Source organism: Moraxella sp. CTOTU48268 (assembly GCF_032069585.1).
Lineage (GTDB): Bacteria > Pseudomonadota > Gammaproteobacteria > Pseudomonadales > Moraxellaceae > Faucicola > Faucicola cinerea.
The window spans coordinates 21,317-45,852 of record NZ_DAMALV010000004.1; the positions used below are offsets into that span (position 1 = coordinate 21,317).

19 protein-coding genes are annotated in these 24,536 nt (G+C 44.3%); 5 read left to right on the top strand and 14 right to left on the bottom strand.

Translation table 11 applies throughout. The annotated features are described in order from the left end of the window. Positions 1-40: 40 nt before the first annotated feature. The 5 genes from RT143_RS02100 to RT143_RS02120 form a co-directional block, all read right to left on the bottom strand. Positions 41-913 (bottom strand): RDD family protein, encoded by an 873-nt coding sequence (locus tag RT143_RS02100; protein WP_313090835.1) that lies wholly within the window; start codon positions 911-913, stop codon positions 41-43. Positions 914-954: 41 nt separating this feature from the next. Further along, entirely contained in the window at positions 955-3,471 is a 2,517-nt protein-coding gene (locus RT143_RS02105; RefSeq protein ID WP_313090837.1) for a hypothetical protein, read from the bottom strand. A 3-nt stretch (positions 3,472-3,474) separates the two neighbouring features. Next, entirely contained in the window at positions 3,475-5,547 is a 2,073-nt protein-coding gene (locus RT143_RS02110; protein ID WP_313090838.1) for a PP2C family serine/threonine-protein phosphatase, read from the bottom strand. A gap of 62 nt (positions 5,548-5,609) precedes the next feature. Further along, positions 5,610-6,392 (bottom strand): vWA domain-containing protein, encoded by a 783-nt coding sequence (locus RT143_RS02115; protein WP_007115297.1) that lies wholly within the window; start codon positions 6,390-6,392, stop codon positions 5,610-5,612. Between the two features lie 291 nt (positions 6,393-6,683). Continuing rightward, on the bottom strand, positions 6,684-7,880 hold the full coding sequence (locus RT143_RS02120) for an amino acid aminotransferase (RefSeq protein ID WP_076776244.1): 1,197 nt from the start codon (positions 7,878-7,880) through the stop codon (positions 6,684-6,686). Between the two features lie 348 nt (positions 7,881-8,228). Between RT143_RS02120 and RT143_RS02125 the strand changes: the two genes are divergently transcribed. Then, positions 8,229-8,804, top strand: coding sequence for a hypothetical protein (locus tag RT143_RS02125; RefSeq protein WP_313090842.1), 576 nt, complete (start codon positions 8,229-8,231; stop codon positions 8,802-8,804). Between the two features lie 102 nt (positions 8,805-8,906). Here RT143_RS02125 and RT143_RS02130 read toward each other — a convergent pair whose 3' ends face one another. Beyond that, a complete protein-coding gene (locus RT143_RS02130; RefSeq protein ID WP_313090844.1) occupies positions 8,907-10,010 on the bottom strand; it encodes an RluA family pseudouridine synthase in 1,104 nt (367 codons plus the stop codon). Positions 10,011-10,184: 174 nt separating this feature from the next. Here RT143_RS02130 and RT143_RS02135 point away from each other — a divergent pair, with 174 nt between their 5' ends. Continuing rightward, on the top strand, positions 10,185-11,267 hold the full coding sequence (locus RT143_RS02135) for an outer membrane protein assembly factor BamD (RefSeq protein WP_313090847.1): 1,083 nt from the start codon (positions 10,185-10,187) through the stop codon (positions 11,265-11,267). 87 nt (positions 11,268-11,354) lie between these two features. Further along, positions 11,355-13,565, top strand: a complete 2,211-nt coding sequence (locus RT143_RS02140; protein WP_313090848.1) for a DNA primase — start codon at positions 11,355-11,357, stop codon at positions 13,563-13,565. A gap of 12 nt (positions 13,566-13,577) precedes the next feature. On the opposite strand, the gene RT143_RS02145 is transcribed toward RT143_RS02140, so the two are convergent. From RT143_RS02145 to RT143_RS02165, 5 genes are all read right to left on the bottom strand, one after another. Then, entirely contained in the window at positions 13,578-14,891 is a 1,314-nt protein-coding gene (locus RT143_RS02145; protein WP_313090850.1) for an ABC1 kinase family protein, read from the bottom strand. A gap of 13 nt (positions 14,892-14,904) precedes the next feature. Further along, positions 14,905-15,699, bottom strand: coding sequence for a HesA/MoeB/ThiF family protein (locus tag RT143_RS02150; RefSeq protein WP_313090852.1), 795 nt, complete (start codon positions 15,697-15,699; stop codon positions 14,905-14,907). A 42-nt stretch (positions 15,700-15,741) separates the two neighbouring features. Beyond that, positions 15,742-16,596, bottom strand: a complete 855-nt coding sequence (prmC, locus tag RT143_RS02155) for a peptide chain release factor N(5)-glutamine methyltransferase (RefSeq protein WP_313090854.1) — start codon at positions 16,594-16,596, stop codon at positions 15,742-15,744. Beyond that, positions 16,589-18,187, bottom strand: coding sequence for an AmpG family muropeptide MFS transporter (locus RT143_RS02160; protein ID WP_313090856.1), 1,599 nt, complete (start codon positions 18,185-18,187; stop codon positions 16,589-16,591). Before RT143_RS02160 ends, prmC begins: the two co-directional genes overlap by 8 nt. A gap of 93 nt (positions 18,188-18,280) precedes the next feature. After that, positions 18,281-18,568, bottom strand: a complete 288-nt coding sequence (locus RT143_RS02165; protein WP_313090858.1) for a hypothetical protein — start codon at positions 18,566-18,568, stop codon at positions 18,281-18,283. Between the two features lie 163 nt (positions 18,569-18,731). Between RT143_RS02165 and RT143_RS02170 the strand changes: the two genes are divergently transcribed. After that, positions 18,732-19,658 carry a LysR substrate-binding domain-containing protein gene (locus tag RT143_RS02170; RefSeq protein WP_007115284.1) on the top strand — a complete coding sequence of 309 codons (927 nt, stop codon included), beginning with the start codon at positions 18,732-18,734 and terminating at the stop codon, positions 19,656-19,658. Positions 19,659-19,728: 70 nt separating this feature from the next. Continuing rightward, positions 19,729-20,730, top strand: a complete 1,002-nt coding sequence (locus RT143_RS02175) for an LLM class flavin-dependent oxidoreductase (RefSeq protein WP_313090859.1) — start codon at positions 19,729-19,731, stop codon at positions 20,728-20,730. A gap of 57 nt (positions 20,731-20,787) precedes the next feature. Here RT143_RS02175 and kdsB read toward each other — a convergent pair whose 3' ends face one another. Genes kdsB through msbA form a run of 3 tightly spaced genes read right to left on the bottom strand, consistent with a single transcriptional unit; the run spans position 20,788 to position 24,485 of the window. Then, entirely contained in the window at positions 20,788-21,579 is a 792-nt protein-coding gene (kdsB, locus tag RT143_RS02180; RefSeq protein WP_313090862.1) for a 3-deoxy-manno-octulosonate cytidylyltransferase, read from the bottom strand. Between the two features lie 21 nt (positions 21,580-21,600). Continuing rightward, entirely contained in the window at positions 21,601-22,722 is a 1,122-nt protein-coding gene (gene lpxK, locus RT143_RS02185) for a tetraacyldisaccharide 4'-kinase (protein ID WP_313090864.1), read from the bottom strand. Continuing rightward, positions 22,722-24,485: a lipid A export permease/ATP-binding protein MsbA gene (msbA, locus tag RT143_RS02190; RefSeq protein ID WP_313090865.1), complete on the bottom strand. Its 1,764-nt coding sequence runs from the start codon at positions 24,483-24,485 to the stop codon at positions 22,722-22,724. The genes lpxK and msbA overlap by 1 nt, the downstream gene beginning before the upstream one ends. Between the last annotated feature and the right edge of the window lie 51 nt (positions 24,486-24,536).

Consider the following 24,536-nt stretch of genomic DNA (forward strand, 5'->3'; position numbering starts at 1 on the left):
CAAATTGATTAACTTTTTTATTGCTATCCCTGTTTAAAAATTAATTGGGGTCATACAACACCACCGTGCGTGCGATTAAATCATGCAGCGTTTGTTTACGGGCGGTAAACCACATCAAAAAACCAAATGGCAGCAAAATCAGTTTGAGCGTTTCTCGAATCAGCGCATGGAAAAAATTAACCCGTTGACCCTGCATACCAAACACCCACATACCCATAATCACCTTGCCCACCGTTGCTTGTCGTCCCAAACAGGTCAATAACGTCATATAAAACAAATAAAATCCATACGCTATCAAGGCAAGCGTTTTATCGGTAAACCCACGAATGCCAAGCTGCGGTAAAATCTGCGGCAACAATAATTGGTAAGCCAATCCCAATAATAAACTCACTAACGCTAAATCAAATAGATACGCCAATGCGCGGCGCACAAAACCTGCATACAGCATGGTATAAGCCGGCTTACGAGTCTGCAGCGCGGTCGAAGGGAGTTGACTGACTGCTGGTGTTGGGTATTGGCTAGGTTGTTGGGGTTGCACTGCAGGAGCGACATAAGAAGTCGCATAGTCAGTGGGTTGTGCGGGTGGATTTGACGCCTGAGCAATATCAGGCTGTTCATAATTAGGCTGCGCATAGATTGCTTGAGCAGGTTGCTGCATGGGTTGACTAGCCTGCACAGCTGGCATATCGGTCGGTTGATAATTGCCTGCAGATGGATTTGGTGTATAACTTTGCCAAGTAGAATGTTCTGGCTGGGTCACCTGAGAGGTCTGAGGCGCGTCATAGGCATTATAGGCACTTGGCGGCTGAGTATGATTATCAGATTGTTGCGCAAACTGACGACTGCCACAATTTGGGCACATAACCGCAGTTTTTGGTAATTTTTGACCACATTGTTGGCAGACAATAATCATAGATGTTTACTACCCTATTTTCATATTTTCAATTTGATAAACTAATTTGACGATCCAACCACCCAGTTGTATGGCGGCAAGCACTCAGCAGGTACAGGATTGGCGCCGCTACTGTTTTGCTGGTCGATAATGGCTAACACTTTCTCGGCGATGGGTACCAGTTCTGGATAGGTTTGCGGATAATTTAACATGTTTTGGCAACGTTTTTGTTGATCGTCCGTGGTATAAAACTGTGCCAATAACGACCCCACTGCGCCTTTGTCATCACCCGCTTGCAGTGCCATTGCCGCTGCCAATTCAATCATATAAGTATTGGGGTATTTGCTGCTATCACGCGGCGTTTGTAGCGCATAAAGCAAAAAAGATTTGCTATAAGGATAGTTGTTTTTAAATAAATAATAAGCGAAATTGGCGACATATTCGCCTTGGTTGGGATTGTATTTCACTGCTTGCGCTTGAAGATAAACGGCGGCTTTTGGGTCTTTTTTGCGCCAGTAATAGCTTTTTGCCGCTTCATTGAGTTGTTTGGCGAGCGTTTTATTCATGGGCTGCTGTTTAAAATAGCCCATATCCGCGTTGCGAAAGGCTTCAAGCGAGTATTGCTTTGTCGCATTGATATCTTGGCTGTAACCCAGCTCTTGCAGCTGTTTGAGCGATGGCTCGGCAAACTCACCCACCTTGACTACGTTATCAAAAAACTCAGGGCTAATACCGAGCGTGTCTTGATACAGCTTGGCTACGCTAGTTTGCGATGAAGAAGAAAAAAAGCCATTTTGCGCTTTAAGCGCTTGCGTCATAGTGGCTTTTGCAGTCGGCAGCGATTTGATGATGGTAGTGTAACTATTTTGGCTTTTGGGTTTTTTTTGTGGATTGTCATCGGTACTTGCCGCTTTGGTATTATCGGACTGATTGTTAGTGGCTGATTGAGATGTTGTGAGTGTTGGGGCGGATTTTAACCTTGATACGCCATAGCCACCGATTGCTACTAGGGCAGCAATCATCGCTATCAACCACCCTTTAGAGGACTTTTTGACAGATACCTCACCGGTGACAGTGGTATGCGGTGGCGAAGTGGGTGTCGTCTGTGTAGTATCAGTGTGATGCGCGGGTGCTGTCATCGTATTTGTCATTGTATCTGGCATCGCCATTGAATAAGTATCCGGTGTTTGGCTAGCGTCATCGACTGCATCCCCTGCATTGACTACATTTGCATTGACTATATTGATGGGCTGGCTCGGTGTGACCCTGTGACTGCTTGCCTGAGTATTGAGCGATTGCTCAAGCCGACGATTAGTTGCCAATGTTTCATCATCCATCAAACCGGTCAAAGCCGCGCTTGGCTGATGATTTGGCTGATTTGCAGCAGTGGACGCTACAGAACCACGGGTGGGCGTGGTTTGCCAGACGCTGGTTGTCGCTGCAGCGCTGATTGCGGGTACAGGTGTCACGGGCGTGGTTAACGGGTTATTGGGTACGGTTAAAAACAGACAGCGATGACAGGGTTTACCAACAAAATGAATGTGGCTGGCATCATTGGGATAATTTTCACACACTTTAAACTGGCGGTGTTGAACCAATCCGCGTAGATGGTTTTCCCACTCGGCGGCGCTTGGGCGATCAGTTGCATGGGTGGATAAAAACGCTTTATCAAACATCGCACGAGTTTGGTCATCCCAACACACATGAATGCTGTTTTTTAGCGGTGCAATTTCTGAATTTGGCTGCAAGCCATAAGCATATAGCCGCTCTTTGATAAATTGGTCGGTGTTGCGATGGGCCGCATTTTTTAATCGGTCTGACACAGGAATAAAATAAAATGGATGAATACCATTGTTTAAAATTTTAAACAGCTCAATCGCCAGTACAAAACGGTCGTGTTTTTCATCCAATAAACCAATATCTTTGTGTTCATGATACTCAGGACTGGTCATTTCAGGTGAGATGACAGGACTTGGATAAACGCTGCCATCACTGGCAGTAATACGATAGCTATCACAGTCGATAAACCCAACGATAAAGCCTTTATAATCATCATCCATGCCCGTACTTGGCTCTGGCATCAGGCGCATATTGGCTTCTTTAAAATCAATAAAGGCATGCCCATGACCATGTAAATCCGCCATCAAGGCGCTAATATTGGCACATAGCTGCACACGATAATTGAGACTCTGCTGATATGCGGTCAGTTTTGCTGCTTCTCTTGGGTACATAAAAGGATTGAGCGATAACGACCTATCAAAATCCAGCTCTGGCATGGCATAGCCAATAAGTTCGTCATGCTCGCCGACAATCAGATGTCTCACCCAAGCAAACTGGGTATACCCTACCCCATTAATCACTTCATAAATATGCTCAGGCGGGCGCGCCATCATGGCTTGTAGTTTGGCAAGGCTGGGGTTTTTGGGATCGGTGGGATTTTTAAAGATTTTTGCCACCAAATTGCCCGTGCCTAACAAATTACCAAGACGGTAGACAATGCCCATACCGCCAGAGCCGATCTCATGAGAGATAGGCAAATCAATGGTGATACGCTGATTGTTTGCAATTAAATACGGCATGGACTATCTCTTCAGATGGGCAGATGAGGCGGGTAAAGCGGTGCTAGCAGTGGCACTCATATGATTTACTGGGTCAGTAATACCCAAATAGTATAGCTGTATTTGCTGATTGCCGCTAGAATCGCTGACTGTGCTAACAGGCAAACCCGTAGAGGCAGTAGCTGCAGTATTGGTGATAGAGCCGGTTAAAACTTCTGACAACCCTTTATCGAGCGTCAGACTATCCAAGATTTCCGTCTTTTTGCTTAACCCCGCTATTTGGCTCGTCATCGATTTGATAGGCAAGCTAATTTGGCAATTGTAGTAATTCATCGTGGGCTGGATGGTGACCCCTAAATTTGTCAAATCATGGGCATCGGTAACTGGCAAACAGCTCGCTTTAGCCGCAAGTTTGACAGCATGATTGTTAAATTGTGAATCGGTCAAATTAGCCTCAGTCTCGGTATGTTGGTTTTGCAACGCTGTACTCGCTGCGCCACTGGCAACCGTTGCAGCCGATGGGTTTTTATTAGCGACTAACGTGGTAACAGTGGCGGATAATAAGGCCTGATTCACACTATTTTTGTTTTCGTTTTTATTGTTGTTTTTAGTTTTAGCGCTGCTTGTTGGTTTAGATTTTTGCTCGATGACATCGATAGACCCACCTTGCGGGCTGGCTATTATTACCTTTAGGATGGGATCATCGCTCGGATTGCCACTATCGGTAACCGTTGTAGCTTTGCTCAAATCAATGGCATAGGAATCACCCAGTGCGTGCGCGGTCAGTGGGGGCGTTATAGCCGAGGTGGGCGTTGCGCTCGCCACCGATGCCGCAGTATTGGCATTGTTGACAGTTTGCGTCGGCAGCAATCGATCTTTATTTATCCAGCCCAATACACCTGTGCCAATGAGCATCGCGGCGCCAGCCATCATAGCGGTATTACGCCGCTGTCTGGTTGAGTCACTGACGGACTGCGAAGGGGGCAACACCTGTGACGTTGTGGCCGCTGGCGTTGCAGGAGCAGTATGTACAACACTGGCGTGCGGCTTTGGGTTAGGCGCTATGTTATTGATGTTATTACTTATGTCATTAAATGCTACGTCATCAGGCGTGCTAGTGACGCGGGTATTTTTTTGATTGACAGCATCAGTATGCCAAACCGTAGAGTTGTTTGGTGCGGTCGCTATGATTTCAGTCGCTAGGGTTTCATTTTGCCCCTCAACCATCGGTTCAAGGTTTTGATAATGCTGTTGATTTTTTAATAAAACCACCAAGGATTTATCATCACCGGTTAATCGATAGGTCGCAGGGTTGCCAAGCGCCTGTTCAATAATCGCGCTGCCCTGCTGTGAGCTTTGACTTTGGGTTAAATTAAATAGCAAGTTGCCAAAAAAAGGGCGGTAAATTTTGGGCGTAACACTTGCGCCTTCAAATACCAAGTCCGCACAGCCATCCGACATCAGTGCAAGGCAATCCACTTGCGATAAATCAATGGGCTCAACCCTTAAAAAGGATTGCCAATTGTCTTGGGTGATAAAATGCGTCTCATTGACGTATTCATTCTTGCTATCATCCCCGTACACTTGCAAGTTGGTAAAATAATCAACGTGAGGATGGCGGACAACAAATTGGCTAGTGATGAGGGGACTATCGCCGATTTGCACCAATAGCGCTTGATGATTTGAATGGATGAGCAGCCCAGTAAAGGTGGTATGATAATCTCTTAGGCTCGATTCGGCGTTCAGCTGTGACTGCAGGTCGAGGCGTATTTGTGATAATTGCTCGATAATTTGCTGTTTGACTTGTCCTAAATCAAACGCAATGCCGCTGCTACTGACACTGCGACTAACACCGAGACTGAGCAGCATTTTTCCAATCGATTGACTAAAAAACGCTGCCCCCGCTTGGCTAAATTTTGCCGAGCCTGCCCCATCACATACCACGGCGACCATACCGTCTTGGGTTTTTTGCAAATAGATACTGTCTTGATTGGGCAGGTTGCTGTCGATATGGGATTTACCAATACTGGATGCGCCATACATTTGCCAAGATGATTGGACTGATGATTGCGCTAACAAATCCGTGGTTTGGTTCATCATTATCCCCAATTTTTTAGGTTTTTTATTATTATGAGCGTTGAAGGTGATTGTCTTTACCATCAACTTTGAATGGTCGCCCACGGTGAGATGCTCCCTAATTGCACGGTTTCTCCAGGCGCAGATTGTGAGACGGTCTTAAGACTCGCGGACAACCACACAAAAAATTCGACAAATTTAACGGAGTTGAGATGCACGGGCGGGGTTAAAATCGACAGTTGCTTGAGCATCTTAACTTCTTGCACGCCCGCATCAATGGCAATCGGATAAATAATACATTGATTATTTTGCTCGGCTTGGTGACATTGATTGATAGCCGCCTGCCACACATCTTGGCTGTCGGTGGGCAGACCATCCGTCATGGCAATAACCCAAGGACGGGTATAATTGATACCGTTATCGCGTAGATTGATACGCTCTTGCTCAATCAAATTGAGCGCCAACAGCATCCCTTGTCCGAGCGGCGTCATGCCATTTTCACGAAATTTAATGGGGAAAAAATCAATCGCATCCGTCCAGTCCATCATCAGCTCTGCAGTGTCATTGACCCCGCCCACGATAACAATGGCTAAACGTACACGGTTACGCGCTGTTTCATCTTTCATCAAATCATGATAAAACGCTTCAATCCCTTCATTGAGCATATCGATACGGCGTTTGTCACCATTGCCTGAGCGTATCGCCATTGAGCCTGACAAATCCAACACCAAAACGCACAGGGTACGCTGGGCAACGTTATTGCCATAGTCGATTTCTCGAAACTGGGGGGTGAGGGCTTGCGGGATGGATGGCGGCGTAGACTCAGCTGGGTTTTGAAAATTGGGTATGGGGTTGTGGGCGACCATAAAGATATCCTATTTTTATAAAAATTATTGTAATCGGTATCTCAGCAAAAGCCGATACGAAAAGCAAGGTTTTTTGTGGGGATTTGATTAACAACCCTCAAAAATATTTCTACAATCTTACAAAGACAGGCTTAAATACTCCCCCGCCCCGTTAATCATATGTCATATACCATAAGTTATAAATCGTAAGCCATAAGTCATAAAAAACCCCTAACACGCGGTTAAGGGTTTTGATGATTTAAGCTATCTTAGTGTCTTAACAGGCTTATTTAATAAGCGCATTTAAAAAGCTTAGTCTTTTAACACTTCTGCCATGGCATTGGCTACATAGTCGATATTGCTAGCGTTTAGACCGGCAACCGAGATACGCCCATTAGCGACCATATAGATACCAAAATCTTTGATAATGCGCGCTACTTGCTCAGGGGTGAGACCAGTATAGCTAAACATACCGTTTTGCTTGGTGATATATTCAAAACTGCGACCGGGTAATTTGGCCTCTAAACTGTCGCGCAGTTTTTGGCGCATGTCTTTGATACGATCGCGCATCACATACACTTCTTGTACCCATTCATTGAATAACGCTTCGTCATTCATCACGATATCAACCACGTGACCGCCATGCGAAGGTGGGCTTGAGTAAATGCGGCGGATATTGAACTGCAGTTGACCTTGTACCGCTTTGGCTTGTGCTTCGTCTTTACACACCACAGATAAACCGCCAACGCGTTCGCCATACAGTGATAGATTTTTAGAAAAAGAGTTACTGACAAAGAACAACAAGCCCATGTCCACTGCTTTGCGAATCGCATAGACATCTGCATCCATGTCTTCACCAAAGCCTTGATAGGCAATATCCATAAAGGCAAGCAAGTTTTTCGCTTTTACCACTTCAAGGACTTTATCCCATTGCGCTTGGGTCAAGTCAACGCCCGTTGGGTTATGACAACAGGGATGCAGCAACACCACATCATGGGCTTGTAAGGTGTTTAAAAAGGCAATCAGCTCATCAAATTTGATGCCATTGGTCGCTGCATCATAGTAGGGATATTTGCCCACCGCAAAACCAGACCCTTCAAAAATGCCGATATGGTTCGCCCACGTTGGGTCAGACACATAGCATTTGGCTTGTGGAAACCAAGCATGAATAAAATCAGCACCGACTTTTAGTGCACCTGAACCACCGATGGTCGCTGTGGTTGCTACACGTTTGTCTTTTAATACTTGTGCGTCTTTACCAAACAATAGGTTTTGGCAAGCAGCGCGATAACCTGGCAGACCGTCCATTGGCAGATAGGGACGTGGTTTTGGTGGATTAGCGATTTGTGCTTCAGCTTTTTGCACACAGTTGAGGACGGGTAATTTACCGTCATTATCAAAATATACACCCACACCCAAATTAACTTTGTCGGCACGTGGGTCTTGTTTATGCTTGTCCATCAACCCCAAAATCGGGTCACCCGCATACGGTTCTACATGTGAAAACATGAATAGCTCCTACATTTAATTGATAAGTTTGACTGCTAAAAAATTTACGCTAACGTGGCATTGCCCAAATATTCAATGTCAACGGATAAGGATAAACCTTGTAACCCAATAAAACAACCGTCACGCCTATTTTTTTGCTTGTCTAAGCGCTTAAATTAGCAAAAATTCAAGCCTGTCAAAGTGGCTCGTTTGATGAATTAATTGACCCATGGAGTTACATTTTTTCACAGCAGTTAGCGCATAAATTGCAAATTTTGCGTGTTATTTACATTTATAACTTATATTTCTATCAACAATATGCGCATAATAATTTTATCAATTCGGTGTATATTTTTGAGGAAACACAACATGATGATGACCGCTATAAAAAAATCCCAAATCGTTGCCGCGACAGTTGCGATGATTGCCATGAGTGCCGTGGCAACGCCCAGTCATGCGCGCACCGTTAAAGCCGCCGCTAAGAAAACGACAACAGTAACGACGACCCGCGTGGCACCAAAAACCACAACAATTGTCAATCAACATATCGATGGCACTAGCGATACGGTAATGGTTCGACCCAATGGATTTACCATCGTTGATGGTATGCCGTTTTACCCGACACAAATTGTCACGACGCCGACTTATCGCACTGTCTCTACATCTACCTCTACGCCTGTCGTCACTACCACAGCCCCTGTGGTAACAACAGCACCTACTACAACACTGCCTAGTACAACTGTAGTATCAACATCGAATGTCAATACCACCACCCCAGTGACGGTACAAACAGGCTCAGGCGCGACAGTAACCGTGTCAAAACCTGCTACGGTTGTTTCTACTACCACGACAACCCCTGTATTGCTACCCGCATCAACGCCCGCGGTAGCGACAATGACCACCGTGCCTGTCACGACCGCACCGGCTATTATTGTTAATCCTTAATCGGTTATTCCATTAAATCGTAAAAAGGACTCGGCACTGATAACTTGGGTATTGGTCATAAGTTGACTAAAAATAGTAGTACGGTAAAAAGTTATGGCTTTGCTAGGGCTTTAGGGTGTCGAGTAATTTTTGCATGTCTTCGGGCAAGGGTGCTTGCACTTTAATAGGCTCGCCTGTTTTTGGGTGGATAAAGCCAAGCTCATAAGCATGTAGCGCCTGACGCTGGAACTGTTGTACGATTTGTTTTTGGTCGTCATCCAAGGTTTTTAACAATATTGCATTTTTACGCGCAGCGCCATATAGCGGATCTCCGAGCAATGGGAAGCCCAAATTTGATAAGTGTACGCGGATTTGGTGGGTACGCCCTGTTTCAAGACGGACGCTGACCAATGAGACAGCGTCGCTTATCGCTGTGATTTTCTCAAGATGGGTAACAGCAGGTTTACCACTACCCACCACCGCCATTTTGGTGCGCTGGGTCGGATGGCGACCAATGGGTGCATCAATAGTGCGATGGCGGGCAAGCTCAGCCGCGGACGCCAACACAATTGCTTGGTAAAGCCGGTACACGGATTTGTCTTTAAGCTGATTAATTAGATGCAACTGGCTTTGACTGTCTTTTGCAATCACCATTAAACCCGATGTTTCTTTATCGATGCGATGTACCAATCCTGCTCTAGGTAGCGTGCGGCTGTCAGGATAATGAAAAAGCAGCGCGTTGACTAGCGTACCCGAGCCATTGCCCGCGCCAGGATGAACGACCAAGCCTACTGGCTTATTGATGACCAGCACCGCCTCATCTTTATACAAGATATCAAGTGGGATATTCTCGGGCAAATCTTGCTGTTGAGCGGTCAAATTCGCTTTGAGCATTAGTACATCGTTGGGTTTAAGACGATATTTGGGTTTTTGCGCTGCGCCGTTTACGGTTAGTTCGCCTGACTCAAGCCAATTTTTAATTTGCTCACGCGAATAATCGCTAAATACCAAGGCAGCAATTTTATCAATGCGCTCCCCTATTTGCTCAGAGTTGACTGTATAATTTTGGATAATTTGATGACTGCCAGCATCGTGGATCTGCAGGGTTTGAGTGCTTGGGTGTGGTTGTGACAGGTTTTCCCATTCTTCTTCGAGTTGATTGGTGTTGTTTTGAGTCATAGATTCAATGTTTGATTCGATTGGATGTGAGGCGATTGGCGTGGTCATAAACAGTTCAGACTTAGGGTATAGGGATTTGCAAAATTAATATGCGCGGATAGGTCACAAAGTATAACGTTTCGTGATAGACTTAGTGAAATTTTTAATACAATATTTTGCATTCAGTTTTGAACAATAAGTATTATGATGGGCAAATATTTTTGCAATAGATTTGAGGTTTGTATGCATCATCTTTCCAAAGTTGTGGGTGTCACCGCAATTACTCTGGCTTTGACCACTTTATCTGGCTGTCAAACGCTAAAAAATTCAAAATTGTTGGGTGGCAAAGACGAAGTCGTCGCGACCAAAGCTGAAAAAAGCGAACAAGGCTACTACCAAGCGGCGTCTGACAATATCAAAAAAGGCAACCTTGCTAAAGCAATTAGCCAGTTGAACGATTTGCGGACTTTCTATCCTGTGGGTGATTACAGCGAGCAAGCGTTACTTGATTTGATGTATGCGCAGTACCAACATGGTGACTATTTGGATGCGATTGCCAGTGCTGATCGTTTCATCCAGTCTTACCCATCCAACCCGCAAGTTGACTACGCGTACTATGTTCGCGGCATCTCAAATATGCAGGCGGCATCAGGTGGCGTGATGAAGTACACCAAGCTTAATCCTGCACACCGTGATATGGGCTATTCGCGCATTGCGTTTAATAACTTTCAGCAATTGATTAATCGCTTTCCCAATAGTGCGTATGCCCCAGATGCTGCGCTACGTATGCGTTATATTTATAACCAATTGTCAGAAAGTGAGATGGATGTAGCGCGCTGGTATATTAAACGCAAAGCCTATGTGGCAGCCGCCAATCGTGCCAAATGGGTGTTTCAGTACTATCCACAAAGCGAAGCGATTCCAGAGTCTATTGCAACCATCGCCTATAGCTATGACAAACTGGGAATGACCGATACTGCCAATCAATATAAACAACTCCTTCGTATCAACTATCCTGGTCTGATTGATGCGCGTGGCAACGTCAGACTTGATAATACCCGTACCGGTTCAAACTGGTTAAATAAAGCCACATTGGGCGTGTTGGGTCAAAGCTCACAAAATGCTGCTGTTCAAGGGCTAGCCCAGCAGTCGGGTCAATACTCAGGCAACACCAAGCCGCAAGTGATTCAGACCTCAATTCAGCAAGCTGCGGCAATGCGCCTGCCAAGTCCGGCTACCACGGCAAATGATGAAACACCGACAAGACCACGTGAGACTACAATTGGCTTGGGTCTGCCACCTGACAATACCAGTCAAGTCAAATAATCTATAAACCCTGTTAACATTAGCTAGGTTTATCCTAGCTATTTTTTTTCAATCAGCTAATTTTTAACTGGAAATGCGCTTTTTACCATGAGTAACAATGCCATCATTGATCAAATCATTGCCAATGCTGATATCGTCAAGATTATTGGCAAGCATGTGGAGCTCAAACGTTCGGGCAATGAATTCAAAGGCTGTTGCCCTTTTCATGGAGAAAAGACGCCCTCATTTTTTGTCAATCCGCAAAAAGGGCTATATAACTGTTTTGGCTGTGGTGTCGCAGGCAATGCGCTCACCTTTTTAAAAGAGTATGAAAACCTCACCGCGGGCGAAGCGCTCAAAGAACTGTCCCGTCAAACGGGGATTGAGTTGCCCAAAGAACCTGTCAATAAATCACATACCTATAAAAAAACACCCGTTGCATCCAAACCTGCTGTATCGCAAGCAAGGGCATCATCTCATCAAAATCTGGCTCAAAGTCCCGCTCAAGCCCTCTCTGAATCAGATGTTGCCGAGCGTCCGTCTATTGACGATGCAGAGTCTTTGTGGATAGACGCTTTTGATGATTTTCAAACGTCTGATAACTTAGATGCAAGCTTCATCCCTTTTGCTGATTATGATGACGCAAGCGTTAGTGGGTTTTCACCCTTTGATGACTTGACTAATAACAGCCTACAGGATAGTTCATCAAGTTTATACGACTTACTGACCCAAATATGCCAGTTTTATCAGCATCAATTACAGCAAAATAGCTTTGCCCAACATTATTTGCTCAAACGTGGTTTGACGCCGCACACTATCGAAGAATTTGCCTTAGGTTTTGCCCCAAACGGTTGGCAACATCTTGAGGAAGCCTTCCCCCGAGATATCGAAGGTTTAAAAATCTTGGGATTGGTACGCACTTCGCAAAATGGGCGTGATTTTGATTTGCTGCGCAATCGGGTGATTTTTCCCATTCGCGACCAACAAGGGCGCGTAATTGGCTTTGCCGGTCGCACCCTATCCGATGATGAGCAGCCCAAGTATATCAATTCTTCAGATTCACCGGTATTTCATAAACAAGCCGTGTTGTATGGTCTTTTTGAAGGTCGCAAAGCCAAAGCCAAAGACTGGCTGGTGGTTGAAGGTTATATGGATGTCATAAGCCTTCATCAAGCGGGCGTATATGGCGCAGTTGCCTCTATGGGAACAGCGCTGGCGCAATCACAAATCGAAAGATTACTGCAATTTAATCCCATACTTACTTTAAGTTTTGATGGTGATAGTGCAGGACAAAAAGCCGCTTGGCGTGCCATGGAAGTTGGGTTGCCTGCGCTCACTGATGGCAAGGAATTGCATTTTTTGACACTGCCAGATAATCATGACCCGGATAGTTATGTCAAAGCGCATGGTTTGTTAGCGATGCAGCAACAAATCGCCCAAGCCGTTCCCCTATCAGCCTATTTGTACTCAAGTCTGACGCGTCAATATCCTACCAATACCCCTGAAAACCGCAGCAAGATTTTGCAGCAACTCTCTGCGCTGACCCAAAAACTGCCAAAAGGCAGTTATGGCTGGTTGCTGCGTGAAGACATCAAGAACAAAATGGGATTGGGGCGAAAAAACCAAGCACGGCAAGCGCAAGATGCCCTGCTCAATTTTGATAGCGAATTGACGGTACAACTGCATCTGCAGTTGTGTTTTTTGTTTCAACCAGAGCTGTTAGGCAGTCTGGAAAATAACCGTATTAGCCAATCTGTCATCCGCGATATTTATCAGCGCAGCGAAGCGGCTAATGTTTTTAAACCGAAACACCCATCTACCAAAGCAACAGCACCTATTCGATTGGACGAAAATTTAACGGGTGACACTGAGGGTATCACTCATGCCATGGATACGCCCTGCAAAAACTATGATGAAAGTTGCTGCCTAACTTGGCAAGCCATTGCCGATGAAGAATTATTGAAGTTGATTACTTGGATTCAAACCATTCAGTCAAGATTGCAGGATTTTGATAACCCAAAATGGTCAACTTACGAGCGAATTAATGCCAAAGCACATTTTATACTGGCGGGCTTGACATCAGAGCAGCAAAACAAACTTATTAAGCATTGGGCGCGGTTTTTTAAGGAACTTAGTCAGCGCAATATTGATGATATCTCAGATCTGGTGACAGAGTTGGTGGTTCAACTGATGTTAGAAAGCCTACAGCGCCAACAAAAAACCCTAAAAGCAGACTTGAAGGCGCTGAGCTTATGTATCAAACATCACCAAGCGATTTTAACTTGGCTTAGAACATGGCTACAGCGCAAAGAGGATTAATTCATCGCGTGTTTATGCCATTTTAATCCGCGCATCATGAAACATATCCATCTCAGGGGCAAGTACTTTCATAAAACGGTCAAAATATAACAGTTGCTTGGTCAGTAGCGCAAAATCTCTTGGGAAATGAATACCATGGCGTTTACCGACTTCCACCATTTCAAGCAACATTTGGTTGATTTCATCAGTATGATCTTTTAATCGGTTTGGCATGGTTTGGTCAATGGTTTTTCCCATAAACAAACTATCTTCCGCCAAGATTTTTTTCATCAATGATTCAAGATCTTGGGCAAGGACATCGACATTGACTTGCTCTCGCGCATGGGTCATATCCATTTCAACCATATAATGCGCCATGCCGCGATAGTCTTCTTTAGCAAAACTATCCATCATTCCCATACTGGCTTGCCAGGCTTTGGGTTCAAGTTTGCCTACAATCCCAAAATCAATAAAGCCAATACGACCATCGGTCAATAACATCAAATTGCCTGCATGCAAATCGGCATGAAAACTATTGCACAGCATCAAGCTAGAAAACCACGTATTTAAAGTATCTGTCATCACCTGTGCTGGGTACTTGCAATATTGACGCATGGCGGCATCATCAATCATCGACACCCCAAAAAACCGTGTCATGACAAGTACTTTTTTGGTACTGATATCATGATAAACATCGGGTGCGACTACTTTATGATTATCGGTTTTTTTCAAAAAATCTTGGAAATCATCAATGTTTTTGGCTTCTTGTAAGAAGTCCGTTTCTGCTGCCATACGCAAACGGATTTCATCAATAATGGGTGAAATACTGGCAAATTTTAACGATGGTGCGATACTATCAATCAGTTTAGTCAACCCAACCATCATGCCTAAATCGGTTTGAATGATGGTATCTACTTCAGGTTTTTGCACTTTCAACACCACATTATCGCCATTTTTTAAAATAGCACTGTGGACTTGGGCGATGGATGCAGACGCTAGCGGTTTGACCTCAATACTTTGAAAAATATCTTCCAATGTCTGCCCATCTTTTTCCAGTTCCTCTCTTAAGACGCCTTCAATATAGCTATAAGGCATGGGCGTGGTTTGATCCAGACAGCCTTGAAATACTGTCACATATTCGCGGGGAAAGATGGACGGGGTACTGGCAATAAACTGACCGATTTTGATATAGGTAGTACCCAACTCTTCAAAGCTTTGACGCAGCAGCGTTGGGGTTATTTTTTCACCTTGGGCGATACGCAGACCTGCTTTGCCAGCAACGGTTGCCGTCTTGCCGACCCGCTGAATGACATTTAAGGATTTTTTCAAAAAGTGATTTTTTTGCATGATTGACTCTAGTTTACATGACGTCTGTGATAGCGGATGGTTGGCTACAAATCTCGCAGTTAGCGTCTTTACGATAGTGAAGTTTTTTAAGATTCATGGTTTTGCCGTTCCATAGCAATAACGTTTGCGCTATAGGATTGATGCCCAGTCCCAAAAAACTTAAAGCCGCTTGGGCTTGAAGGTTGCCGATGATTTGGGTGGTACTGGCAAGTACGCCGCTAGTGGCACACGTTCGCTCATCATCCCCTGCCCCTTGAAATAAGCAATGATAGCAACCCTGCTGCGGCGTAAATAATGCCAGTTGCCCGGTTTGCGCAATGGCGGAGGCTGATAATAATGATAAATTTGACTTGACAGCGATGGTATTAATGTGGTCTCGTGTTTTGAAGTTATCGGTACAATCGCATATTATTTTGCTTAGGCTATTTATTTTTGCTTGTTCAACCATTTGTTGATAATTATCTGCTGTTAAACGTGCTCGTATGGCGATAACATCACAAAATGCATTGATTTCATGTAATTTAGCTTTGGCTACCAGCGCTTTAGATTGACCGATGTCGTTAGGGGTAAATAATGACTGCCGCTGCAGATTGCTCTCATCAATCGTATCATCGTCAATAATCAGTAGCTTGCCAATGCCAGCACGGCACAAGGTTTCTGCAAGTGGGCAACCTAACCCACCCATGCCAATAATAATCGCACAGCTATTTTTTAGCCGCGTTTGTGCTTCTATATCCCACCCTTCTAGCAATATTTGGCGGGCATAGCGTAGCATTTCTGCATCGGTTAATTCTGTTTGTTTTGACATAGTAGTTAAATTTCACATATTTACTTAGGCTATTTTAGCCCATTAATTTAGTACACCTAGCGTTACCCGTTCATTATTCCCATAGTCTTTGACGGTAATTACCTCGTCAAAACCATTTGATAAAAACACGCCCCTAACCTGTTCACCCTGATCATACCCATGTTCAATCGCTAATAACCCATGAGGCTGTAAAAATTGTGGCGCAGTTTTGACAATATGACAGATATCCGCCATACCTTTATTATCCGCGATTAGCGCGCTAATAGGTTCATCGGTTAAGCCTGCCAAGTGGGGATCGTTGGGATCGATATAAGGTGGATTAGATACGATGATATCAAATTTATTGCTTTCATCTGCATGGGTTGTCACAAAGGGTTCATACCAACTGCCTTCAAAAAACGCGATATTATTAACCCCTAGTCTTTTAGCATTTTGTACTGCCACCTTCAGTGCTTCAGGTGACTTGTCTACTGCGCTAACGGATGAATTTTTAAATTCCTCTGCCAGCGTGATGGCAATACAACCTGACCCCGTGCCTAAATCTAAAATATTCATTGGTTTGCTTAGGCTATTTTTATGGTGATTAAGCACCGCCTCTATCAACCGCTCGGTATCAGGACGCGGTATTAAAGTATGCTGATTGACTAAAAAATCATGCTGCCAAAAACTTTGTTTACCTACTACATAAGCGAATGGTTTACCGGCTATCAACTCATCTAGCGCTGCAAAATATTGAGTGGCTATTGCTGCAGCTACCATTTCGCTATCATGGGTAATAAGATAAGTTTGCCCTACATGAAGATACTCACCCAGCAACTGTTTGCGGATGTGTTTTTCAACTGTGCTTGGCACAGCCAACAATGATTGAATGGTGTAAGATGACATTGGGTTATTCATGGGTGATGTTATCGCCTCTTGTCGCATCTTGGCTCATCACATGCTTATCTACCATATAAATCAACAACAGCACAGGAATCCCAATCAATGCGGTAAAGGTGAAGAAAGCAGGATACCCCATGGTTTCTACCATCGCACCTGAGTAGCCACCTAAAATTTTTGGTGTTAACGTCATCAATGAACTAAGCAGTGCATACTGTACCATGCTAAAGCGAATATTGGTCAATACCGATAAAAAGGCGACGAAGATGGCACTTGCTAAACCTGATGCGAGATTATCAAACATCACCGCCGAGTACATATAAAAAAAATCATGACCCTTGCCCGCCAAAATCACAAACAATAAATTACTGGCTGACGCTAAAATAGCACCAATCAACATAGCATTCATGATTTTAAAACGCTCGGCAAGCAAGCCCCCTAGAATGCCACCTACAATTGACATCCCCATCCCAAAGGTTTTGACCGCCAAGGCGATATCGGTTTTGCTAAAGCCTAAATTGACATAAAACAAGTTTGACGTCGTACCTGCCACAATATCTGAAATACGATACAAGCCTATCAATAAAATCAGCCATACGGCTTTTTTACCATAACGAATGAAAAAGTCTTGAATCGGCGCGACCCACATGTCAACCGCGACTTGCTTTTTGATGATTTTGGCTTTTAATAACACTAAAGCGGTGCCAATGGCAATAACAACAGCGCCAATAAATTTAATACTCTCATAAATAAAGCCCAAAAATTTTGACTCAGTCTCTGGAAGCACGTGACCGATGACAATAAAACTGGCAATCAGCGCAATCACTGAAATTAAAAATAGTAAAAACAGTTGAAAATAATCCGACATCGGGCGTTCATGCTGCTCACGGGTGACGGTGGGTTCTTTAATCAAAAGGGTGGTGACAACCCCTATTAGCATCAAAGATGCCATAATATAATAGGTTTGTTGCCAAGCAGCGTAGTTGTAAGTGGCTTTGGTCGAGCCAAAATATTCTGCCAAGAACAGCGCCCCCGCCCCTGCAACAATCAGACCGATTCGGTAGCCTGCCATAAACATACCAGAGAGTACGGGCTGCATGGATTTTTCAGCAATTTCAATGCGATAGGCATCAATCACGATGTCTTGTGTCGCCGCTGAAAAACCTAATAACACGGCAAAAAATGCCATGTAATCAAGTACAACATCACTGGTAGGATTGAAACTACCAAGCATAAAAATTGCAAAGGCAACCACGATTTGTGCCACAACCAGCCAACTACGGCGTTGTCCCAACATTTTGGTTAACAATGGAATCGGCACGGCATTGACGAGTGGCGACCAAACAAACTTAAACGAGTACCCCAGCATCGCCCAACTAAACATGGTGATAATTTTGATATCAAACCCTGCTTCTTTGAGCCAAATTGATAAACTAGAAAATATCAATAGATAAGGCAACCCTGAAGAAAAACCCAAAAGCAACATCACCCAAGCGCGCTTGTCCATATAGGCTTTGATGGCTTCGCCCCAAGACTTTTTTGTGCCTGTTGAGCTTTCGCTTGGTAGCGCCGCTTGGTCGTTTGACACAGGTTGTTTTGATATTTGCATGTTACCTCTCACTCATCACGCACGATTTACCACAAAACTTCATTAAAATCTTGCTATTGTAGCGGTTTTCTAGGTCTAGACAAACTAAAATTATTATGGCTGTCTGAAACGTCGATATCTGAAACAAGTTGGCGCTGCAACTGAATCAATAACTAAGTCAATGTTTGCAGACTTGTCATATTTCAATTTTTTAAATTTTAAGCCTATTAAATATGCCTGACGTAAGCAGCTAGGTTTTGAACCTGCTATTTTATGGTAATATGCTATACTTGACACCCTGCGATGACTTTCAACCTTTTTGTCAGTTGTTAGCTGTTGACGGCTTTGGGGCAAATTATGCAATAGCCGATTGCTATCTATCAGCAAAATAATGCCTGTCATGTCACGGTCGTTGATAATGAAAGCTTATCTGTAGTCGATAGTAGCATGGCAGGCGCGGTGTCTAACACAGATATGGCGGTAATGCCTAGTTTTGTTAAGATTTAACTTCAATCAAGCGCTTATAGCGAGCATTTTTATTTCGTTTTTTTATTAAGGTCATTTTATGGCAATCAATGTTGTCATCAATCAACGTTATTTACAAATCCAACTCAAACAACTTGAAACCGTTTGGCAGACTGTGATTAATAATTACAATCTGAGCCAAGCTGCCAAAGTATTACACACCAGTCAATCCAGTCTTAGTAAGCATATTGCCGCGCTCGAAAGTCAGCTTCGGGCAGAAGTTTTTGTACGTCAAGGTAAACGATTGGTGGGTCTCTCCCCTATCGGTGAGCTGCTACTACCGCATATTGAGAAAATCTTTGTGGAAGTACGGTCGATTGAAAATTTAACTTTAGATTTTCAAAATCCCCATCAGGGTGAGTTATCAATTGCCACGACGCATACCCAAGCACGTTATGTGTTACCTTGGGTGGTACAGCGCTTTAAACAACAATTCCCCAATGTCCATCTGATTTTACATCAAGCTGACCCTGAGTCGATTGCCAATATGGTAGCACAAGGTCAAGCCGATATTGGCATCGCAACTGAATCGCTGCTTGCGCACGATAATCTACACTGTATTCGCTATTATGATTGGTATCATCATGTGATTGTGCCCGTGGGACATGAGCTTGAGAATCGCACTGAGATTGATATCCAAACCTTAGCGAAATATCCGATTATCACTTATCACGGCGGTTTTACGGGTCGTGGTGCGATTGATAGAGCCTTTAGCGCGGCAGAACTGACGCCCAATATTGTACTTACTGCTTTGGATGCCGATGTGATTAGTACCTATGTCGGTATTGGTATGGGCGTGGGCACGATTGCTGAAATGGCATTTGAAGGTCAGCATTATCGCAATCTTGTCAAAATTCCAACGAAGATTTTTGGAAAACATGTGACGTGGATAGCCACCCGTGTCGATGGGGATATCCGTAATTTTGGCAAAGCTTTCATTGATATTTGTCAGCAACAATTTGGGTGATTGATTTTTTTGGATTCGCCATTATAAAGGGACTACTATTCTTTTTATGATGACTACAGTGATGACAAAGATGACCAAACAAATCCCTATTTCATTTTTAGACCTTGTTCCTGTACCTGAAGGCAGTGACGCTAAAAACGCGCTTAAGCAAGCGGTGACTGTTGCCCAAACTGCCGAACAAGTAGGGTTTAACCGCTATTGGTTGGCTGAGCACCATAACATGCGCGGCATTGCCAGTACTGCAACCAGTGTGTTGCTATCTCACATTGGCGCTCATACCTCAACGATACGAATTGGCTCGGGTGGTATCATGCTGCCTAACCATGCGCCCTTAGTGGTTGCAGAACAGTTTGGTACGTTAGCCACTTTGTATGGCGAACGTATCGATCTTGGCGTCGGCCGTGCCCCTGGTACGGATGGGGCAACCTTCCGTGCCTTGCGCCGCACCATGAATGATGCTGAAAACTTCCCGCAAGATGTGCAAGAGCTGATGCATTATTTTGACCCGCTCGATAGTCAGACAGTGACTGCCATGCCGGCTAATGGCTTGAATGTCCCTGTGTGGATTTTAGGGTCGTCTTTATTTGGTGCCAGTCTTGCTGCTGCATTAGGCTTGCCTTATGTATTTGCGTCTCATTTTGCGCCGCAGATGTTATCGCAAGCGGTGACATTGTACCGTGAGAATTTCAAGCCGTCTCGCTACTTGCAACAACCTTATGTGATGGTAGCAAGTAACTTGCTATTGGCCGATACCGATGAGGAAGCCGCTTACCAATTCACCTCAGCACAGCAAAGTTTTGTCAATTTGCGCCGTGGTAAACCCTCACAGATGCCAAAACCGATTGAGAATATTGATGCTTTTTGGACCTCTGCAGAGAAATATATGGTTGAATCGTCGTTGGCAATCTCGTTTGTCGGTACACCTGACAGTGTCAAACCAAAACTTGAGCATTTTCTTGAAACTATCCGCCCTGATGAATTGATTGTCACTTGTAATATTTATGACCAACAAGCCCGCCTCAAATCCTTATCTTTGGTGAAAGGGCTTGATTTATTTAGCTTAAATAGCTAATCAAAACCCTAAAAACGCAAAACACAAAAAAGCCCAAGATTAACTTGGGCTTTTTGATTATTTCAATAATTCTGATAACGTCAAATCATTGAGCCGATCCAAATCCTCTTGCGTGTCTACACCGGGCGGCAACAATTCGGAAGCGATATCAATGGCGATACGCATGCCTTGCTCCAAAATACGCAATTGTTCCAATGATTCAAGCTGCTCTAGCTCGCCTTGCTGCCAAACACTAAATTGTTGTAGCAAACTGACCCGATAAGCATAGATGCCTAGGTGTCGGTAAGCATTTTTTGGCGCGCTATTTTCATCATTGATTGGCAGGTCGGTCAACACTGTATGACGATCGCAAGGAATCGGCGCTCGGCTAAAATACAAGGCTTCCTTGTGGGCATTTTTGACGACTTTGACCACCGATGGCCGTAAAAACTCTTCAACGCTTTGGATGGGTTCAGCCAAAGTCGCCATCACGCAATCTTTTTTTTGTAGCAGTAGCTCAGTCACTTGTTTGATAAGTCCTGCAGGCACAAGTGGTTCATCGCCTTGCATATTAATCACGATATCTTCAGTTGACCATTGCTGAAGCCTGGCTACTTCAGCAAGCCTATCAGTGCCAGAAGCATGATTGGGGTCAGTCATCATGACATTTGCCCCATAGTCTTGACACAGTTTAGCGATGCTATCGTCATCTGTTGCCACAAAAATATCATCGGCAATTCCCGCCGATTTCACCGCATTGGCACGATCAATCACCCATAGAATCATCGGTTTGCCATGAATTTCTAACAGCGGTTTGTTGGGTAGTCGGGTACTTTTTAGACGGGCTGGTATGACCAAATGTTTTAACATATTGTATTTCCTACGAGTTTTTTAATTGTCAGCATTGTCAGCATTGTCAGCATTGTCAGCAAGGGTAACCAATTTACCGATTTGTTGGTCGATTAACGTATAAAAGGCGGGTGATAATTCAGCTTCTACCGGTAACACCCAGATGTTTGTTGCAATGTCATTTTTCTCATGACCTTGGGCGAACATGACACGCAATTTGACCGCATCCTTATCGGTGACTATAATCGGTAACTTTGGCAAGTTGGCAAAATCTTGCAAACTATAAGTGTGATGGTCATTCAATGGCATCGGTATGATGTCAAATCCTAATTCACTTAGGCTATTAAAAAAACGCTGCGGCAATCCAATCCCCGTCATGGCAATCACTTGTTGGGCAGGTAAGCTATTTTGCGAATAGGTTTTAAATAAAGGCGTTTTAAATAAAGGTACTAGCGGTTTTTGTAGCAAACGCATGCGAACATCGGGTGATAGGCTATGGCAATTTTTGCTTAGGCTATTTGAAAAATTGGTTAAAGTCTGCGTATCCTGCCAATCACTTTGATGAAATATGACGGTGGTATTGGGCTGATACAGGCGTTTAATCGGTTCGCGCAGAAAGCCTGTGGGCAATAGCTGGCGGTTACCAAAGCCGCGATCGGCATCGACGACAATCCAGTTTTCATCCCTATCCAAGGCAAAATGTTGCAGTCCATCATCCGCCAAAATAAGTTGAATGCTTGGGAATTGCTCAAGCAATAACTCAATTGCTTGAGCCCGGTTTGGACAGACTGCCATTGGCACACCTGTACGCTGGACAATCAGACACGGCTCATCACCAACGTCACTGGGCTTTGAATTTGCTGTCACGATACAAGGCATGAGCTTGGGTTGTCCGCCATAGCCACGACTGATGACGCCGACCGTCAGCCCTTTTTGCTGCAGGTAAGTTACCACCGCAATGATTAGCGGCGTCTTACCGCTACCGCCAACCGTGATATTGCCCACTACAATGACGGGCACGTTGGGATAATAAACGGGTTTTAGCCCTAATCGATACATAGTTTTATTGAGCCAAAAAACCAACCCATACAACCAAGACACGGGCAATAACAACCATAGCCAGAGAGATTTGTTGCGCCACGCCTGTAGTAGAGTTTGTTGCATTAGCTTGACAATATATCCTCTTCAAAATGACGCTCATACAACTTGGCATACATACCTTGCGCTGCTAGCAAACTGTCGTGAGTACCGACTTCAATAATTTCACCGTTATCCATAACCACGATTTTATCGGCATTTTGGATGGTGGTTAATCGGTGAGCAATAACGATGGTGGTTCTGCCATGCATGACGCGCTCCAGCGCTTTTTGAATATAAAATTCTGATTCGTTATCTAGCGCGCTTGTGGCTTCATCCAAAATCAAGATAGGCGCATCCTTTAGCAGGGCACGTGCAATGGATAAGCGTTGGCGTTGTCCGCCAGATAACTGCAGACCCTGTGAGCCTATCTTTGATTGGTAACCCTGCGGCAATTGCATGATAAAATCGTGCGCAAAGGCTGATTTTGCGGCATCAATCACTTGCTCTGAAGTTCGGTTAGATAATTCGCCATAGGCGATATTGTTGTGGATAGAGGTATCAAACAGTACCACTTGTTGGTTGACACTGGCAATCTGACTACGCAGTGAATGCAATGTCAAATCTTCGATAGCGACATCGTCAAGATAAATATTGCCCTTTGTGGGCTCTAGCGCACGCATCAGACAGTTGACTAACGTGGTTTTACCTGCGCCACTCCGACCGATTAATGCCACGGTTTCACCGGGATTGACCACCAAATTTACGTTATTGAGCGCTTGTTTTCCATCCTCAAAAGTGACGCTTAGGTTGTTAAGTACTATTTTACCGGTCAGGGTTTTTTCAATCTTGCCTGTGTCTTTTTCTTCGGCTTCATCAAGCATCTCAAATATAGAATCCGCCGCCGCCAAACCTTTTTGTAAGCCTTGATTGATATCGGTCAACGAGCGCACGGGTTTGCTCAGTAGCCCTGCTGCACTGATATAAGCGATAAACTCGCCTGCGGTGGTGTCGCCTAATACATTGGGTCTTAACGCAATCCATACCACCACCGCCATCGCACACGCCATCAATAATTGAATTAATGGCGTATTGATGCTATTGGTCACCACCACCTTTAGCCCTTGTTTCAGATTGGTTAAAGAGGCGTTATTAAACCGCGTCAGCTCGTTTTGCTGACCGCCATAATTTTTGACCACTTGATAGCCTGTGATGACTTCATTGGTAATATGACTGACTTCACCCATGGACTTTTGAATACCGCGCGACAGGTTACGAAAGCGTTTACTGGCTTTACCAACCAACAATAAAATTGGCGGCAATACCACAAACAACGACAGGCTTAATTTCCAATTACTGTAAAGCAAAAACGCCAACAACCCAATCACGGTTAAACCATCGCGTAACAAGGTTTTGAGCGTATCGGTACCCGCGGCAGTCACCTGCTCGACATCAAAGATTAATTTTGCAGAAATCTGACCGGCATTGTGGTTGAGATAAAATTGGCTGGGTAATCTGAGCAATTTTGAAAACACTTGCATACGCAGCTGATAGACGACATTGCGTGAAATCACTGCACTAAAGTAATTACCCAAAAATGAGCTAAGACCTCGCAGTAAAAACAACAACACGATTAAGGCTGGAAAAAGATTGATATGCGCTTGATCACGTTCATTAATCGCATCAATAATGAATTTGACCAGCTTGGCAATGCCGACTTCGGTGCCTGCATTTAAGGTAAAGCCAATAACGACTAGCGTCATCGCCCACCAATACGGCTTGAGATAACCTAGCAATCTTCGATAGGTCTGCCAACGTGGGTGAGCATTGGAAGGTTTTGAAACAGTCATGGCATCTCAATATATAAAAGAACGACTTAATAGCTATTGTATCAGCAAATT

Bases quoted from the DNA above. Each gene is read 5' to 3' on its own strand.
- RT143_RS02115 (WP_007115297.1), bottom strand. From the start codon at position 6,392: ATGGTCGCCCACAACCCCATACCCAATTTTCAAAACCCAGCTGAGTCT.
- RT143_RS02175 (WP_313090859.1), top strand. From the start codon at position 19,729: ATGACCAAACAAATCCCTATTTCATTTTTAGACCTTGTTCCTGTACCT.
- RT143_RS02105 (WP_313090837.1), bottom strand. From the start codon at position 3,471: ATGCCGTATTTAATTGCAAACAATCAGCGTATCACCATTGATTTGCCT.
- RT143_RS02110 (WP_313090838.1), bottom strand. From the start codon at position 5,547: ATGAACCAAACCACGGATTTGTTAGCGCAATCATCAGTCCAATCATCT.
- lpxK (WP_313090864.1), bottom strand. From the start codon at position 22,722: ATGCAACAAACTCTACTACAGGCGTGGCGCAACAAATCTCTCTGGCTA.
- RT143_RS02170 (WP_007115284.1), top strand. From the start codon at position 18,732: ATGGCAATCAATGTTGTCATCAATCAACGTTATTTACAAATCCAACTC.
- RT143_RS02160 (WP_313090856.1), bottom strand. From the start codon at position 18,187: ATGCAAATATCAAAACAACCTGTGTCAAACGACCAAGCGGCGCTACCA.
- RT143_RS02140 (WP_313090848.1), top strand. From the start codon at position 11,355: ATGAGTAACAATGCCATCATTGATCAAATCATTGCCAATGCTGATATC.
- RT143_RS02135 (WP_313090847.1), top strand. From the start codon at position 10,185: ATGCATCATCTTTCCAAAGTTGTGGGTGTCACCGCAATTACTCTGGCT.
- msbA (WP_313090865.1), bottom strand. From the start codon at position 24,485: ATGACTGTTTCAAAACCTTCCAATGCTCACCCACGTTGGCAGACCTAT.
- RT143_RS02120 (WP_076776244.1), bottom strand. From the start codon at position 7,880: ATGTTTTCACATGTAGAACCGTATGCGGGTGACCCGATTTTGGGGTTG.
- RT143_RS02100 (WP_313090835.1), bottom strand. From the start codon at position 913: ATGATTATTGTCTGCCAACAATGTGGTCAAAAATTACCAAAAACTGCG.
- RT143_RS02125 (WP_313090842.1), top strand. From the start codon at position 8,229: ATGATGATGACCGCTATAAAAAAATCCCAAATCGTTGCCGCGACAGTT.
- RT143_RS02165 (WP_313090858.1), bottom strand. From the start codon at position 18,568: ATGACAGGCATTATTTTGCTGATAGATAGCAATCGGCTATTGCATAAT.
- RT143_RS02145 (WP_313090850.1), bottom strand. From the start codon at position 14,891: ATGCAAAAAAATCACTTTTTGAAAAAATCCTTAAATGTCATTCAGCGG.
- kdsB (WP_313090862.1), bottom strand. From the start codon at position 21,579: ATGTTAAAACATTTGGTCATACCAGCCCGTCTAAAAAGTACCCGACTA.
- prmC (WP_313090854.1), bottom strand. From the start codon at position 16,596: ATGAATAACCCAATGTCATCTTACACCATTCAATCATTGTTGGCTGTG.
- RT143_RS02130 (WP_313090844.1), bottom strand. From the start codon at position 10,010: ATGACCACGCCAATCGCCTCACATCCAATCGAATCAAACATTGAATCT.
- RT143_RS02150 (WP_313090852.1), bottom strand. From the start codon at position 15,699: ATGTCAAAACAAACAGAATTAACCGATGCAGAAATGCTACGCTATGCC.